This window comes from Burkholderia sp. THE68 (genome assembly GCF_009938265.1).
Lineage (GTDB): Bacteria > Pseudomonadota > Gammaproteobacteria > Burkholderiales > Burkholderiaceae > Caballeronia.
Genome location: NZ_AP022319.1, coordinates 778,282 through 790,927 on the forward strand (window position 1 = coordinate 778,282; position 12,646 = coordinate 790,927).

Here is a 12,646-nt window from a genome sequence, read left to right on the forward strand (position 1 = left end):
CCTAACAATAATGCAAATGCCCATGCTCCGATTCGGCTCATCGTCTTCTCCTGAGTCACTCAGCAGAATTATATTTTGCGATGAGCCGTCAAACTCGAATGGTCATTCCATAAGATCCAGGAAAATCAACGATTTTGCGCGCGGGCGCTTTCGAACGTCGCCGTCACGATCACGCCGCGCTCGGGATGCTCTCGCTGGCCGAGCCGAATCTCGCCCCGATGCGCCTGCACGATTTCCTTCGCAATCGCGAGCCCCAGTCCCGTCCCTTCCGCATCCGCCGCCGCGCGATAGAACGGCTCGAACACGCGACTGCGCGCTTCCGCTGGAATGCCTGGACCGTCATCGGTGACGGTCAGCGTGACGCGTTGCGCATCGCGCGTGATGGCGACGGTCACGTGTCCACCCGCCTGCGTATATCGGATCGCATTCTCGGCGACGTTGTGAACCAGCGCCGACAACAATCCCTCATGCCCGATGATCCACGCCGATTCGACCAGCTCCGCGCCGAGGTCGATCTCGCGTTTCTGCGCGAACATCGCAAGGTCTTCGATCACGTTCTGCGCGATCGCGGCAAGATCGACCTCATGCTTCGCAAGCTGCGTATAGTCCGCCGCCTCGGCCTGCGCGAGCAGCAACAGCTTGTTGGTGAGGCCGACCATCGAGCGGTTGCTTCGCTGCATCGCCGCCAGCGCTTCGTGCAACGATGGCGCCATCTCGCGATGCTGCCGCGCGAACTGCAACTGCGTCTCCAGCAAGGTCAGCGGCGTGCGCAACTGGTGCGCCGCGTCCGCGATGAAGCGCCGCTGCGCCGCCACCTGAAGCCCGAGCCGCGCGATGCACTGATTGATCGCCTCGACGATCGGCCGTAACTCCGTATGCAAACGCTCGACGCGCAAGGGCTCGAGCTGCATCGGATCGCGATCCATCACTTCCTTCTTCACCTTCAGCAGCGGCCGCAATTCGAACGTCAGTCCGATGCACGCGAGCGCGACTGCGAGCAACACCATCTCGATCTGCCGCACGAGTTGCGGACGCCAGAGTTCGCGCACCATCGCGTCGCGCGACGCCTGCGTCTTGCCGACCGAGACCAGCACGCGCCGGATCGCGCCGTTGTCGTACATCTGGCGCACGAAGCCGACGGCGCGGATCGGCTTGCCGTGCAGATCGGCGTCGTAGTACATCGGCGTATCGTGGATCGCGGCGGTCGGCCCGAACGGAAAATCGGGCGCGCCGGCGAGCAGACGGCCGTCGTCGACGCTCACGTTGTAGAAAACCTGATCGCCCTGAGGCGACGCGAACACTTCGAGCGCGGCTGGCGGAACATCGACGAGCAAGCGCCCATCCGACCACTCGACTTCGCCCGCGATCATCCGCGCCGATGCTAGCAACGTGTTTTCCTGCACGAGATCGGCGGTGTGGCGCGCGTTGTCGTACGCGGCCTTGCCGGTCACGAACACGTAGAACGCGAGCGGCACGAGCAGCCACCAAAGCAGGCGAACGCGCAGGCTATTGGTCATCGTCCTTCTTGCGCAACAGATAACCGAGTCCGCGCAGCGTGACGATTGCGGCCGAACTGCCGTCGAGCTTCTTGCGCAGCCGCGACACGTAGATTTCGAGCGCGTCTTCGCTCGGGCTGTCCTCGTGCGTGAAGATCGCGTCCAGCAGCGATGCCTTCGACACCGTCTTGCCCAGACGCAAAATCAGCGCTTCGAGCACGCTGCGCTCGCGCGGCGTCACGTTGAGCGGCGCGCCCTTCATCGTGAACTGGCGCGTGTCGATATCGAAGACGAGATCGCCGCACGACACCTCGTTCGCCGTCGATGACGTGCGCCGCCGGATCATCACCTTCACGCGCGCGACCAGCTCGCGGACCTCGAACGGCTTCACCAGGTAATCGTCCGCGCCCGCGCCGAGCAACTCTACTTTCTCGTCGATGGAGCCGCTCGCGGTCAGAATCATCACCGGCGTCGCGTCGCCACGCTGGCGCATTCGTCGCAGCACGTTCTTGCCCGACAGGCGCGGCAGGTTGAGATCGAGCAGCACGACATCGTATTGATTGGTGCGCAGCAGTTGATCGGCGGACTCGCCATCCTGCACGGTTTCGAGTGCGAAGGATTCCTGTTCCAGCATCTTCGCGAGCCAGAGCGACAGCGTCGGATTGTCTTCGATCAGCAGCAGTTTCATGGTGGCGCGATTGTATTGGCTTCGACGAAGCATGACGCATCGGGTTAACACCCATGTTTCGCTATCGACACAGAAAGCTGGCAGAAGGATTCACCTTTCTATAATCGCCGCACACATTCGAACAAGCGGGCCTTTCCTTACGTCCCGCCCCACATCAAGGAGACTCCTGATGCGTACTTTGCGCCAGATCGCTGCGGTATCCGGTATCGCTTTCGCGCTCGCCGCGGCATCCGTGTCCGCCCATGCCGAGAAAATTTCCATCATGGTCGGCGGCGCGACCAAGATCATCTATCTGCCCGCGAAGCTGACGGAGCAGCTCGGCTACTTCAAGGACGAAGGGCTCGATGTCGAAATTCTCTCGCAGCCCGCGGGCGTCGATGCGGAAAACGAGCTGCTCGCCGGCGCGGTGCAAGGCGTCGTCGGTTTCTACGATCACACCATCGACCTGCAGAGCAAGGGCAAGGAAGTGCAGGCGCTGGTGATCTTCGGTCAGGTGCCGGGCGAAGTGGAACTGGTCTCGACCAAGGCCGCCGACAAACTCAAGAGCATGGCCGACGTCAAAGGCAAGACGCTCGGCGTGACGGGCCTCGGATCATCGACCAGCTTTCTCACGCAATACCTCGCGCAGCGCGCGGGCGTGAGCTCGAAGGAATACACGCTGCTGCCGGTGGGCGCGGACGCGAGCTTCATCGCGGCGATCAAGCAGGAACGCATCGACGCAGGCATGACCACCGAGCCGACCGTGTCGCAACTGCTCAAGACCGGCGAGGCGAAGGTGCTCGTCGACATGCGCACGCTCGAAGGCACGCGCGCCGCGCTCGGCGGCACGTATCCGGCATCGAGCTTCTACGTGCAGCGCGCGTGGGCGGAATCGCACAAGGCGGACGCCGCGAAGCTGTCGCGCGCGTTCGCGAAGACGCTCAACTTCATCTCCACGCACAGCGCCGAAGAGATCGCCGAGAAGATGCCGAAGGACTATTACGCGAAGAACAAGGAGCTTTACGTGGGCGCGCTGAAGGCCTCGCTGCCGATGTTCACCAAGGACGGCAAGATGCCCGCCGACGGCCCCGAAACCGTGCTGAAGGTGCTCTCCGCGTTCAATCCTTCGGTGAAGGGCAAGCATATCGACCTCGCGCGCACGTACTCGAACGAGTATCTGTCGGGCACCGCGACGGCATCGAAGTGAGGCGCGCACAATGAACCAGACGACACAACCGGCCATCGAACTGCGCAACGTCTCGTGCCGCTTCGTCTCGCCGGACGGCAAGGCCACGGTCGCGCTGCGCGAATTCAGCATGTCGGTGGCGAAGGGCGAATTCGTCGCGATCGTCGGCCCGACGGGCTGCGGCAAGTCCACCACGCTCAGCATGATCACGGGCCTGCTCAAGCCAACGACCGGCGAAGTGCGCGTGATGGGCCAGCCGGTCGACGGCATCGATCCGCGCATCGGCTTCGTGTTTCAGGCGGATGCCGTGTTTCCGTGGCGCTCGGTGCTCGACAACATCGCGGCCGGCCCGCTCTATCGCGGCCGCTCGAAATCCGCCGCCTATGACGAAGCCAACGAGTGGCTGCGCCGCGTCGGTCTCGACAAGTTCGGCAAGCATTATCCGCATCAGTTGTCGGGCGGCATGCGCAAGCGCGTCGCGCTCGCGCAAACGTTCATCAACAAGCCGGAAATCCTGCTGATGGACGAGCCGTTCTCCGCGCTCGACATGCAGACGCGCACGCTGATGCAGGACGAGTTGCTGCAACTGTGGTCGGCGAACGCGGGCTCGGTCGTGTTCGTCACGCACGATCTCGAAGAAGCGATCGCGCTCGCGGACCGCGTGTTCGTGCTGACGGCGCGCCCCGCGACGCTCAAGCGCGTCTACGAGATCGATCTGCCGCGCCCGCGCATCACGTCGGAGATTCGCTATCACCCGCATTTCATCGAGATTTCGCGGGATATCTGGCACGACCTGCGCGAAGAAGTGCAGATCGGTTGAACCTGTTCGAGAGGAACCTCACCCATGTCCACGCCTCAACAAGCGATGCCCGCGGGCATCGATCCCGGCGCGCTCGCGCAAGTCGAACGCGAAGCGCAAAAGCGCATCAAGCAGCGCCACGCACTCGTGATCGGACTGCGCATTGCGGTGCTCGTCTTCGTGCTCGGCGGCTGGGAGCTATCGGCTCGTCTTCACTGGATCGATCCGTTCTTCTTCTCGATGCCGTCCGCGATCTTCGATCAGATCGTCGAATGGTTCGTCGAAGGCACCTCGCAAGGGCCGCTGCTCACGCAAGTATGGGTCACGCTCGAAGAGACGGTGCTGGGCTTTCTGATCGGCTCGGTGGCGGGCGTGTTCTGCGGCATCGTGCTCGGCCGTAACAAGCTGCTGTCTGACGTGTTCAGCATCTACATCAAGATCGCCAACTCGATTCCGCGCGTTGTGCTCGGCTCGGTGTTCGTGATCGCGCTCGGTCTCGGCATGGCGTCGAAAGTGGCGCTGGCGGTCGTGATGGTGTTTTTCGTCGTGTTCGCGAATGCGTTTCAGGGCGTGCGTGAAGCGGACCGCTACATGATCGCGAATGCGCAGATTCTCGGCGCGTCGCGCCGTCAGGTGACGACGTCGGTGGTGATTCCTTCCGCGCTCTCGTGGATTCTCGCGAGCCTGCACGTGAGCTTCGGCTTCGCGCTGGTCGGCGCGGTGGTCGGCGAGTTTCTCGGCTCGAAACAGGGTATCGGCTTGCTGATCTCGACGGCGCAAGGCGCGTTCAATGCAAGCGGCGTGTTCGCGGCGATGATCGTGCTGGCGGTGGTCGCGCTCGCGGCGGATTATCTGCTCACAGCGGTCGAGCAACGGTTGCTGAAATGGCGGCCCACGGCGAATTGATGTGCCCCATGAAAAAACCCCACGCGAGCGCGTGGGGTTTTTTCGTTTCCGGGCAGTGTCCTGCATTCAGCGCAGGCCGACTTCCCTGGCCCGCGCGACGTTGCATGCGGCGTGTTCCGTGAAGACCACGCGATTCTGGTTGTTGTAATAGACCGAATACCGGTCGACGCCATTCTTCTTGAAGGCGTATTCGGTGCACTGCGAATGCCACGGCCCCCAGTTTCCGTCGGGCGGTCCGAGATGATCCTCGACATCCGCCCGCGTCATGCCGATCTTCACGCGACTCATGTACTCCGTCGGATCGGGGTCCGGGATGAAGGCCGAACATCCGTTCAGGCCGATCAGGGCGCCGAGCAGGGCCATCACCAGACACGTTTTCGATTTGAGCATCGCTTCAGCCTTCGCAAAAGGACTGAAACTATCGGCATCGCAGGCGCGGGGCAATCGACCTAGTCTGAAAGTGCGCGCGAGCGCCGCCGCGCCAGTTCCGCGACGCCGATGCACGCCGCCAGCCACGCGCCGCCCGACGCGAATCCGCCGATCACATCGCCGGGAAAATGCACGCCGATCACGATGCGGCTCGCCCCGATCGCCAGCACGATGAAGCACGCCAGCGCGACGATGAGCGGGTCCCAGCGCGTCGGCGCGAGCCTGAGCAGCACATAGGCGCACATGCCGTAACAGACGATCGACCCGAACGTGTGCCCGCTCGGAAACGCGAAGCTTTCGGGCAGCGGCACGGTCGAGCCGGTCGGGCGGTCGCGGCGCATCATCGCCTTGAGGGCCTGATTGAGCAGGCCGCCCGCGCTCGTGACCACCGCGAAATACACGGCGAGGCCGAGGCGGCGCGTCACGACGAGCGCCGCGCACATGAGCGCGCACAACAGCGTGAGGAACCACGGGTCGCCGAGATGCGTGAGCACGGCCAGCCATCGCGCGGCGAGTGCGGGCGCGCCGTCGCGCACGGCGTCGAGCACGCGCTGATCCGCCGATGAAAACGCCGTGCCCTGCGCAATGCGCGAGGCAATCGCGATGAACACGCCCGCGCCGGTCACGACCGGCACGCACGCCGCGAGCGCCACCGCGGCGGCTGAAAGCGGGGTCCGGCGTGCGCGCGCGGCCCAGGCCCAGGCGCCAGCCGCGATCGATGGAACGACGAAAAGCACGATCGCGATGATCGCGACCGCGTGGCCTTGCGCGAGCGCCCTGTATTCCATGATGTCCTGTTTCTCCCGAATGTCTCCCGAAAGGCGGCCGCTCGCGCGGGCTCAGGACGCAATCGCGCGTTCCTCTGCTTCGAGCGGCCGTTCCCAGCCGAATGCCTGCACGCGCGCGACGGGCTTGTCCACGACGAGCACGCCGCAGATTCCGCCGGGCATCGGTAGTGTAAGTGCGTGCCATTGCGGCGGCGCGGCGCGCCCTCGCGCGTCGCCGCGTTGCGCGCGGGTTCTGCCGATGCGCGCCGCCTCGTCCCACATGTCCTGTCTGGCGGCCGCGTCGGAGGCGCCGGTGGTTTCGACGACCACGCCGAGCCCTATTTTCGCCGATGCCACCGCGATCACGATCCAGATGCCCGAATACGCGACATCGACATGAAGCGTGCCATGGACAAGCGGGTGCGTGACGACGATGCGTTCGTCGGGTTCATCGTCCACGCTCACTTCGTGCGGCTCGCATTTCAGCATGTGCGAGAGCACGAGGCGCAACGTCGCGCGCGCCACGCTGAAGCGCCGCCCGAGCGCGGAATTCGGATGCAGCCGCGCGCGTTTGCGCTCCGCCGGGCTGAGCCAGTTTCCGATGTTCGATGCCGATGCGAAGCGGAATTCCGACGGCACGAGCCAGAGACAGACGTCGCCGGGCGCGGGCGGTTCGTGGATCTGCACGCGGGATTTGGCGAGATCGTAGTAGCGCCACGGGGCGTCGGCGATACGCGGCAAGGGTGGGCGGTGAGTGGCGGACATTCGCAGGGCGGAGGGGGCGGCGCGGGCGCGCGTCGGAATGCTCCGCATTCAGGGATGAACTCATATTCTCGGCATTCGTACCTTATGGGACGCTTAGCTGGCTGTTTTTTTGAAACGACCGCGAGGCGAACACTCGTCCCGGCGTACGGGTCATCCCCAAGTTGAGCTTTCCTCAACCCCGCCCTCAAAAATCCTCGATTCCACCCCGCGCGAAGCCCGTCGCAGAATGCCCTGCATCCACCGCACCGGTGGCACAACAGCGGACACAAAGGAAGGAGTCAATGGAAAAGAATCTCTTCATCGGCGAAGGCTTCGAAGGGCCGGGCGTGAATCTCGCCCATATCAACGTGCTGGTCGGCCCCCGTAACGGCCCCGCGGGCCAGGCGTTCGCCACCGCGCTCGCGACGCCGTCCGCCGGTCACGCGCCGTTCGTCGTGATCGCGCAGCCCGGCGTGCCGACCAAGCCGCTCACGCTCTACGTCAACAAGGCGCAGATCGACAGCGATTTCCACGGCAACGCAACCTGGGGCGCATCACAGGCGGGCATCGCGAGGGCAGTCGCCGAATCGCTCGAAAACGGCACGCTGCCGCCCGAAGCGGAAAACGACTGGGTCGTTGTATCCGCGAACTGGGTCAATCCGAAAACCGACGATCTCGATGCCGTCTTCGAGAACAACTATCGCGCATGTAAGAACGCGATCATCGCCGCGATGGAAGGCCTGCCGCGCAAGGAAGCCGTCTTCAAGGCCGCACGCGACGTCTCGAACCCGTTCTACACGCCGAAGAAGTAAGGAGTCTCTGCAAATGGAATACGTGCGTCTCGGCCACTCCGGCCTGAAGGTGTCGCGCCTTTGTCTCGGCACGATGAACATGGGCACGCCGCAATGGAAACCCTGGATCTTCGACGAAGCGCAAAGCGAACCGATCGTGCGCCACGCGCTCGACAAGGGCGTGAACTTCATCGATCTGGCCGATTTCTATTCGACGGGCGTCGGCGAGGAAGTCGTCGGCCGCATTCTGAAGCGGCTCGTCAAGCGCGAGGAAGTGGTCGTGACGACCAAGGTCGGCTACGACATGGCGAACCATCCGAACGCGGGCGGCCATTCGCGCAAGCACATCATGGACGGCATCGACGGCTCGCTCACGCGCCTCGGCATGGATTACGTCGATATCTACATGCTGCATTACTTCGACGTGAACACGCCCGTCGAAGAGACGATGGGCGCGCTCGACGACATCGTGCGCGCGGGCAAGGCGCGCTACATCGGCGTATCGACGATGTACACCTGGCAGTTCGCGAAGATCATGCAGGCGTGCGAGAAGAACGGCTGGCATAAGCCGGTCAACATGCAGTTGCAGCTCAACGCCGCGTATCGCGAGGAAGAGCGCGAGATGATTCCGTACTGCATCGATCAGGGCGTCGGGGTGTCGGTGTTCAGTCCGCTCGCGCGCGGCCTGCTCACGTCCGATGCGAAGTCCACGCGCAATCAGACCGATTTCTTCACCGCGCAGATGTACGGCGATCACGCGTCACAGGAAGTCGCGGCATCGGTCGCGCGGGTGGCGGCGCGGCGCGGGGTGTCGGCGGCGCAGATCGCGCAGGCGTGGGTGCTCAGCCGCCCCGGCATTTCGAGCATGCTGGTCGGCGCGGATTCCGCGGCGCAATTCGACAGCGCGCTCGCCGCGCTCGAAACGAAACTCGACGAAGCCGAAATGCACGAGCTCGATCGCAACTACACGCCGTGCGATCTCATCAACGACTACACGGCAGGACGACGCATCGCGCGCGAGGCGCGTGCCGCGCAAGGCCACTTCGAACCCGCACTGGAGCGCGCGGCATGATGAACCTGTTGCAATCGAGTCATTACATCGACGGTAAATGGCGTGAAAGCGCGAGCACGTATCCGGTGCGCAATCCCGCAACGGGCGACGTGATCGCGAACGTCGCGCGCGGCGGCGGCACGGAAACCCGGCAAGCCATCGATGCCGCGAAGCGCGCGTTCCCCGCATGGCGCGCGCTGACCGCGAAGGAGCGCAGCACGCGCGTGAAGCGCTGGGGCGAGTTGATGCTCGCCAACCGCAACACGCTCGCGGAACTGCTGACGCGCGAACAGGGCAAACCGCTTGCGGAAGCGCTCGGTGAAGTCGCGTACGCGGCGAGCTTCTTCGAATGGTTCGCGGAAGAAGCGAAGCGCAGCTATGGCGACATCATCCCGAGTCCGAAGCCGAATGCGAAGATCGTCGTCACGCGCGAGCCGGTGGGCGTCGTCGCGGCCATCACGCCGTGGAATTTTCCGCTCGCGATGATCACGCGCAAGGCCGGCCCCGCGCTCGCCGCGGGCTGCACAATGGTGCTGAAGCCATCCGAGGAAACGCCGCTGTCCGCGCTCGCGCTCGCGGTGCTGGCCGAGGAAGCGGGCATTCCGGCGGGCGTGTTCAACATCGTATCGGGCGATGCCACCGCCATCGGCCAGGTACTGACCGAATCGCCCGATGTCCGCAAGCTGTCGTTCACGGGTTCGACGCGCGTCGGCAAGCTGCTCGCGAAGCAATCGGCCGATACATTGAAGAAGCTCTCGCTGGAACTCGGCGGCAACGCGCCGTTCATCGTGTTCGACGACGCCGATATCGATGCCGCCGTGCAGGGCGCGATGGCATCGAAGTTCCGCAACACCGGGCAGACGTGCGTGTGCGTGAATCGCTTCTACGTACAGGACGGCATCTACGACGCATTCACGCAGGCATTGACGCGCGCCGTGCACAAGCTCCGCGTGGGCAACGGGCTCGAAGGCGAGTTCGATCAGGGGCCGCTCATCAACGAGGCCGCGCTCACAAAGGTGCAAACCCATCTCGCCGATGCCGTCAGCAAAGGCGCGAAGGTGCTGACCGGCGGCAAACCGCACGCGCTCGGCGGCACGTTCTACGAACCGACCGTGCTCGCGGACGCGAAGCCTTCCATGCTGATCGCCGATGAAGAGACCTTCGGTCCGGTGGCAGCGTGCTTCCGCTTCAAGAGCGAAGAAGAAGTCATCGCCCAAGCGAACGACACGCCTTACGGCCTTTCCGCGTACTTCTACACGCGCGATCTGGGCCGCGCGTGGCGTGTCGCCGAGGCGCTGGAGAGCGGCATGGTCGGCATCAACGAAGGCATCATCTCGACGGAAGTCGCGCCCTTCGGCGGCGTGAAGCAGTCGGGACTGGGCCGCGAAGGATCGAAGTACGGGCTCGATGAATACATGGAACTCAAGTACATGATGATGGCCGGCCTCGGCCGTTGATTCATCGCCACAGGGTCTGTTCACAAATAAAACGGCCATGCGTCGCCCCGTAAGGGGCCGCTCGCCCGTGGAGGAGATACTCTTGGACATGCAAAGCCTGAGCGCGCAGCCGCTCGCACCCGGCGCCGCCGCGCCCTTCGATACCGCGCAAAAACGCATCGCGCTCGACGATGTGCCGCTCAACCGCTTTCACGTGAAGATCGCCGGTCTGACGTTCGGCGCGCATTTCACCGAAGGCTATGCGCTCGGCACGATCGGTTACGCGCTATCGTCATTGAACAGGCAGATTCCGCTCGACGCATTCTGGATGGGCCTGCTCGGTTCGTCCGCGCTGATCGGCATTTTCATCGGCAGTCTCGTGTTCGGCTGGCTCTCCGACAAACTCGGCCGGCAGAAAATCTTCCTTCTGAGCTTCATCATCATCACGGCGGCCGCGTTCGCGCAGTTCTACGCGACCACACCGGCGATGCTCGTCGGGCTGCGCGTTCTGATCGGCTTCGGCATGGGCGGCGATTTCGCGGTCGGTCATGCGATTCTCGCGGAATTCTCGCCGCGCAAACATCGCGGCACGCTGCTCGGCTCGTTCAGCGTCATCTGGACGATCGGCTATGTGATCGCGAACGTGCTCGGCATGCATTACGCGGATGCATCGCCCGATGCGTGGCGATGGCTGCTCGCCTCGGCTGGCGTGCCGGCGTTTCTCGTGCTGATCATGCGATTCGGCACGCCGGAGTCGCCGCGCTGGCTGCTCGGCCAGGGCCGCAAGGACGAAGCGATGCGTATCGTGCGCAAGCACTTCGGCCCGCACGTGACGCTCGATGCCGGCGCCGGCGAGCACTTCGCGCCCGCGGGCGGCTTTGCGCGACTCTTCAAGCCGGATCTGATTCGCCGCACGGTCTTCAATTGCGCGTTCTTCGTGTGTCTCGTGATTCCCTATTTCGCGATCTATACGTTTCTGCCGAGCATACTCACGGCGATCCGTCTGCCCGAAGGCTCGGGCGCCGATCTGCTGCTCAACGGCTTTCTCGTGCTCGGCGCGCTGGTCGGGATCTGGCTGACGATCAGGCTGTCGCGACGTTCGTTTCTGATCGGGTCGTTCGCGGTGTGTTGCCTGTCGCTGTTCGCGTTGAGCGCGCTGCCGACATCGGCGAGCGTCGCGATGATCGTTGCGTTCGGGGTCTTCACGCTGACGATGTCTGCGTTCTCGAATCTCGTCGGTGTGTTTCCGCCGGAGTGCTTTCCGACCGAAGCGCGTGCGTGCGGCGTGGGGCTGTCGATTGCGTGCAGCCGGCTGGGGTCGGCGGTGGGGACGTTTTTGCTGCCGATCGGCATCGCGCAAGCCGGCGTGCAGATGACGATGCTCGCGCTCGCGGGTGTGTTGCTGATCGGGATGCTGGTCTCGATCGCGTGGGCGCCGGAGACGAAGCATCTGACGTTGAATCAGGCGAGCGGGGGGTAGTCGCGCTACGGCTGCGCGTCCTTCGCGCCCTCGGCGCGCAGCCACTCCGCAAACGCCTGCACGCTATCCTCACTCGCGAACGAAGGCGCGATATCCAGCCAATACCCATACGGCCCGGTCGATTCCACGGCCGACAGCAGAACCAGCGACCCATCATGCAGTTCATCGGTGATCATGTTGCGGTCGACCACCGCCAGCCCCGAACCCGCCCGCGCCGCATGAATCGCCTGATCCAGCGTCGAGAATTCGATGCCGTTCTCGCCGAAAGCGCGCGGCAATCCCGCCGCATCGAGCCAGTTGGGCCACAGCGTCAGCCGCGCATCGTTATGCAGCACATGCAGCGCGGGCAGCCGCTCGAGCAGCGTTTCGACGGACTGCCCCGCGAACTTCATCGCGCCGACGAGCACATGCCGCTCGATGAACAGCAACTCCGACCGATGATCCGCCCTCGCCTCGTACCCGAAGCGAATGCAGCACTGCCTGTCTTCGGCGGTATCGGTGCGTACGGACAGATCGATGTCGGGCACCGCGTCGATCAGCGAGCCGAGTCGCGGGGACAGCCAGCGCGTCGCAAAAGTCGGTGGCGCGCTCACGGTCAGACGCTTGCGCTCGACACGCTGCGCGGACGAAAGCGAGCGCGTCACACGTTCGATCGAATCGAATGCTTCGGACAGGCACGCGAGCAGCTCAGCGCCCTGTTTCGTGAGCCGAATGCCCTTGTGATCGCGATCGAACAGCTTGGTGCCGAGCGCATCCTCCAGCAGGCGAATCTGACGGCTCACCGCGCCCGGCGTCACGCACAACGCCGCGGCGGACTTGTTGAAGCTCATATGCCGCGCGCTCTCCTCGAAGAAGCGCAACGCGGTCAAGGATGGCAGTCGCCGCACGATCATC

13 protein-coding genes are annotated in these 12,646 nt (G+C 64.1%); 7 read left to right on the forward strand and 6 right to left on the reverse strand.

Annotated features, from left to right (window positions below; all coding sequences use genetic code 11):
* Positions 1–125: 125 nt before the first annotated feature.
* Positions 126–1,517, reverse strand: a complete 1,392-nt coding sequence (locus BTHE68_RS32095; protein ID WP_162070300.1) for a sensor histidine kinase — start codon at positions 1,515–1,517, stop codon at positions 126–128.
* A complete protein-coding gene (locus BTHE68_RS32100) occupies positions 1,507–2,184 on the reverse strand; it encodes a response regulator transcription factor (RefSeq protein ID WP_061177439.1) in 678 nt (225 codons plus the stop codon). Before BTHE68_RS32100 ends, BTHE68_RS32095 begins: the two co-directional genes overlap by 11 nt.
* A 169-nt stretch (positions 2,185–2,353) precedes the next feature.
* Here BTHE68_RS32100 and BTHE68_RS32105 point away from each other — a divergent pair, with 169 nt between their 5' ends.
* Genes BTHE68_RS32105 through BTHE68_RS32115 form a run of 3 tightly spaced genes read left to right on the forward strand, consistent with a single transcriptional unit; the run spans position 2,354 to position 5,054 of the window.
* Positions 2,354–3,370 (forward strand): ABC transporter substrate-binding protein, encoded by a 1,017-nt coding sequence (locus tag BTHE68_RS32105; protein ID WP_162070301.1) that lies wholly within the window; start codon positions 2,354–2,356, stop codon positions 3,368–3,370.
* A gap of 10 nt (positions 3,371–3,380) precedes the next feature.
* Complete coding sequence (locus BTHE68_RS32110) at positions 3,381–4,169, forward strand: ABC transporter ATP-binding protein (protein ID WP_061177441.1); 789 nt, start codon at positions 3,381–3,383, stop codon at positions 4,167–4,169.
* A gap of 24 nt (positions 4,170–4,193) precedes the next feature.
* Positions 4,194–5,054 (forward strand): ABC transporter permease, encoded by an 861-nt coding sequence (locus BTHE68_RS32115; protein ID WP_162070302.1) that lies wholly within the window; start codon positions 4,194–4,196, stop codon positions 5,052–5,054.
* Between the two features lie 66 nt (positions 5,055–5,120).
* Here the strand turns inward: BTHE68_RS32115 and bamE are convergent, their stop codons facing one another.
* The 3 genes from bamE to BTHE68_RS32130 are packed head-to-tail and all read right to left on the reverse strand — an operon-like array spanning position 5,121 to position 7,015.
* A complete protein-coding gene (bamE, locus tag BTHE68_RS32120) occupies positions 5,121–5,444 on the reverse strand; it encodes an outer membrane protein assembly factor BamE domain-containing protein (RefSeq protein WP_162070303.1) in 324 nt (107 codons plus the stop codon).
* 59 nt (positions 5,445–5,503) lie between these two features.
* Entirely contained in the window at positions 5,504–6,271 is a 768-nt protein-coding gene (locus BTHE68_RS32125) for a phosphatase PAP2 family protein (protein ID WP_162070304.1), read from the reverse strand.
* A 51-nt stretch (positions 6,272–6,322) separates the two neighbouring features.
* Positions 6,323–7,015, reverse strand: coding sequence for a 4'-phosphopantetheinyl transferase family protein (locus BTHE68_RS32130; protein WP_162070305.1), 693 nt, complete (start codon positions 7,013–7,015; stop codon positions 6,323–6,325).
* A gap of 281 nt (positions 7,016–7,296) precedes the next feature.
* Here BTHE68_RS32130 and fae point away from each other — a divergent pair, with 281 nt between their 5' ends.
* The 4 genes from fae to BTHE68_RS32150 all read left to right on the forward strand — a co-directional run bounded on the left by fae (position 7,297) and on the right by BTHE68_RS32150 (position 11,752).
* On the forward strand, positions 7,297–7,806 hold the full coding sequence (gene fae / locus BTHE68_RS32135; RefSeq protein WP_162070306.1) for a formaldehyde-activating enzyme: 510 nt from the start codon (positions 7,297–7,299) through the stop codon (positions 7,804–7,806).
* Between the two features lie 13 nt (positions 7,807–7,819).
* Positions 7,820–8,857 carry an aldo/keto reductase gene (locus BTHE68_RS32140; protein ID WP_162070307.1) on the forward strand — a complete coding sequence of 346 codons (1,038 nt, stop codon included), beginning with the start codon at positions 7,820–7,822 and terminating at the stop codon, positions 8,855–8,857.
* Positions 8,854–10,293, forward strand: a complete 1,440-nt coding sequence (locus BTHE68_RS32145; protein ID WP_162070308.1) for an NAD-dependent succinate-semialdehyde dehydrogenase — start codon at positions 8,854–8,856, stop codon at positions 10,291–10,293. Before BTHE68_RS32140 ends, BTHE68_RS32145 begins: the two co-directional genes overlap by 4 nt.
* Positions 10,294–10,381: 88 nt before the next feature.
* On the forward strand, positions 10,382–11,752 hold the full coding sequence (locus BTHE68_RS32150) for an MFS transporter (protein ID WP_232078350.1): 1,371 nt from the start codon (positions 10,382–10,384) through the stop codon (positions 11,750–11,752).
* Between the two features lie 5 nt (positions 11,753–11,757).
* Here BTHE68_RS32150 and BTHE68_RS32155 read toward each other — a convergent pair whose 3' ends face one another.
* Complete coding sequence (locus BTHE68_RS32155; protein WP_162070310.1) at positions 11,758–12,639, reverse strand: LysR substrate-binding domain-containing protein; 882 nt, start codon at positions 12,637–12,639, stop codon at positions 11,758–11,760.
* Positions 12,640–12,646 lie beyond the last annotated feature (7 nt).

Coding starts and splice junctions, on each gene's coding strand:
- BTHE68_RS32095 (WP_162070300.1), bottom strand. CDS start 1,517: ATGACCAATAGCCTGCGCGTTCGCCTGCTTTGGTGGCTGCTCGTGCCG.
- BTHE68_RS32100 (WP_061177439.1), bottom strand. CDS start 2,184: ATGAAACTGCTGCTGATCGAAGACAATCCGACGCTGTCGCTCTGGCTC.
- BTHE68_RS32105 (WP_162070301.1), top strand. CDS start 2,354: ATGCGTACTTTGCGCCAGATCGCTGCGGTATCCGGTATCGCTTTCGCG.
- BTHE68_RS32110 (WP_061177441.1), top strand. CDS start 3,381: ATGAACCAGACGACACAACCGGCCATCGAACTGCGCAACGTCTCGTGC.
- BTHE68_RS32115 (WP_162070302.1), top strand. CDS start 4,194: ATGTCCACGCCTCAACAAGCGATGCCCGCGGGCATCGATCCCGGCGCG.
- bamE (WP_162070303.1), bottom strand. CDS start 5,444: ATGCTCAAATCGAAAACGTGTCTGGTGATGGCCCTGCTCGGCGCCCTG.
- BTHE68_RS32125 (WP_162070304.1), bottom strand. CDS start 6,271: ATGGAATACAGGGCGCTCGCGCAAGGCCACGCGGTCGCGATCATCGCG.
- BTHE68_RS32130 (WP_162070305.1), bottom strand. CDS start 7,015: ATGTCCGCCACTCACCGCCCACCCTTGCCGCGTATCGCCGACGCCCCG.
- fae (WP_162070306.1), top strand. CDS start 7,297: ATGGAAAAGAATCTCTTCATCGGCGAAGGCTTCGAAGGGCCGGGCGTG.
- BTHE68_RS32140 (WP_162070307.1), top strand. CDS start 7,820: ATGGAATACGTGCGTCTCGGCCACTCCGGCCTGAAGGTGTCGCGCCTT.
- BTHE68_RS32145 (WP_162070308.1), top strand. CDS start 8,854: ATGATGAACCTGTTGCAATCGAGTCATTACATCGACGGTAAATGGCGT.
- BTHE68_RS32150 (WP_232078350.1), top strand. CDS start 10,382: ATGCAAAGCCTGAGCGCGCAGCCGCTCGCACCCGGCGCCGCCGCGCCC.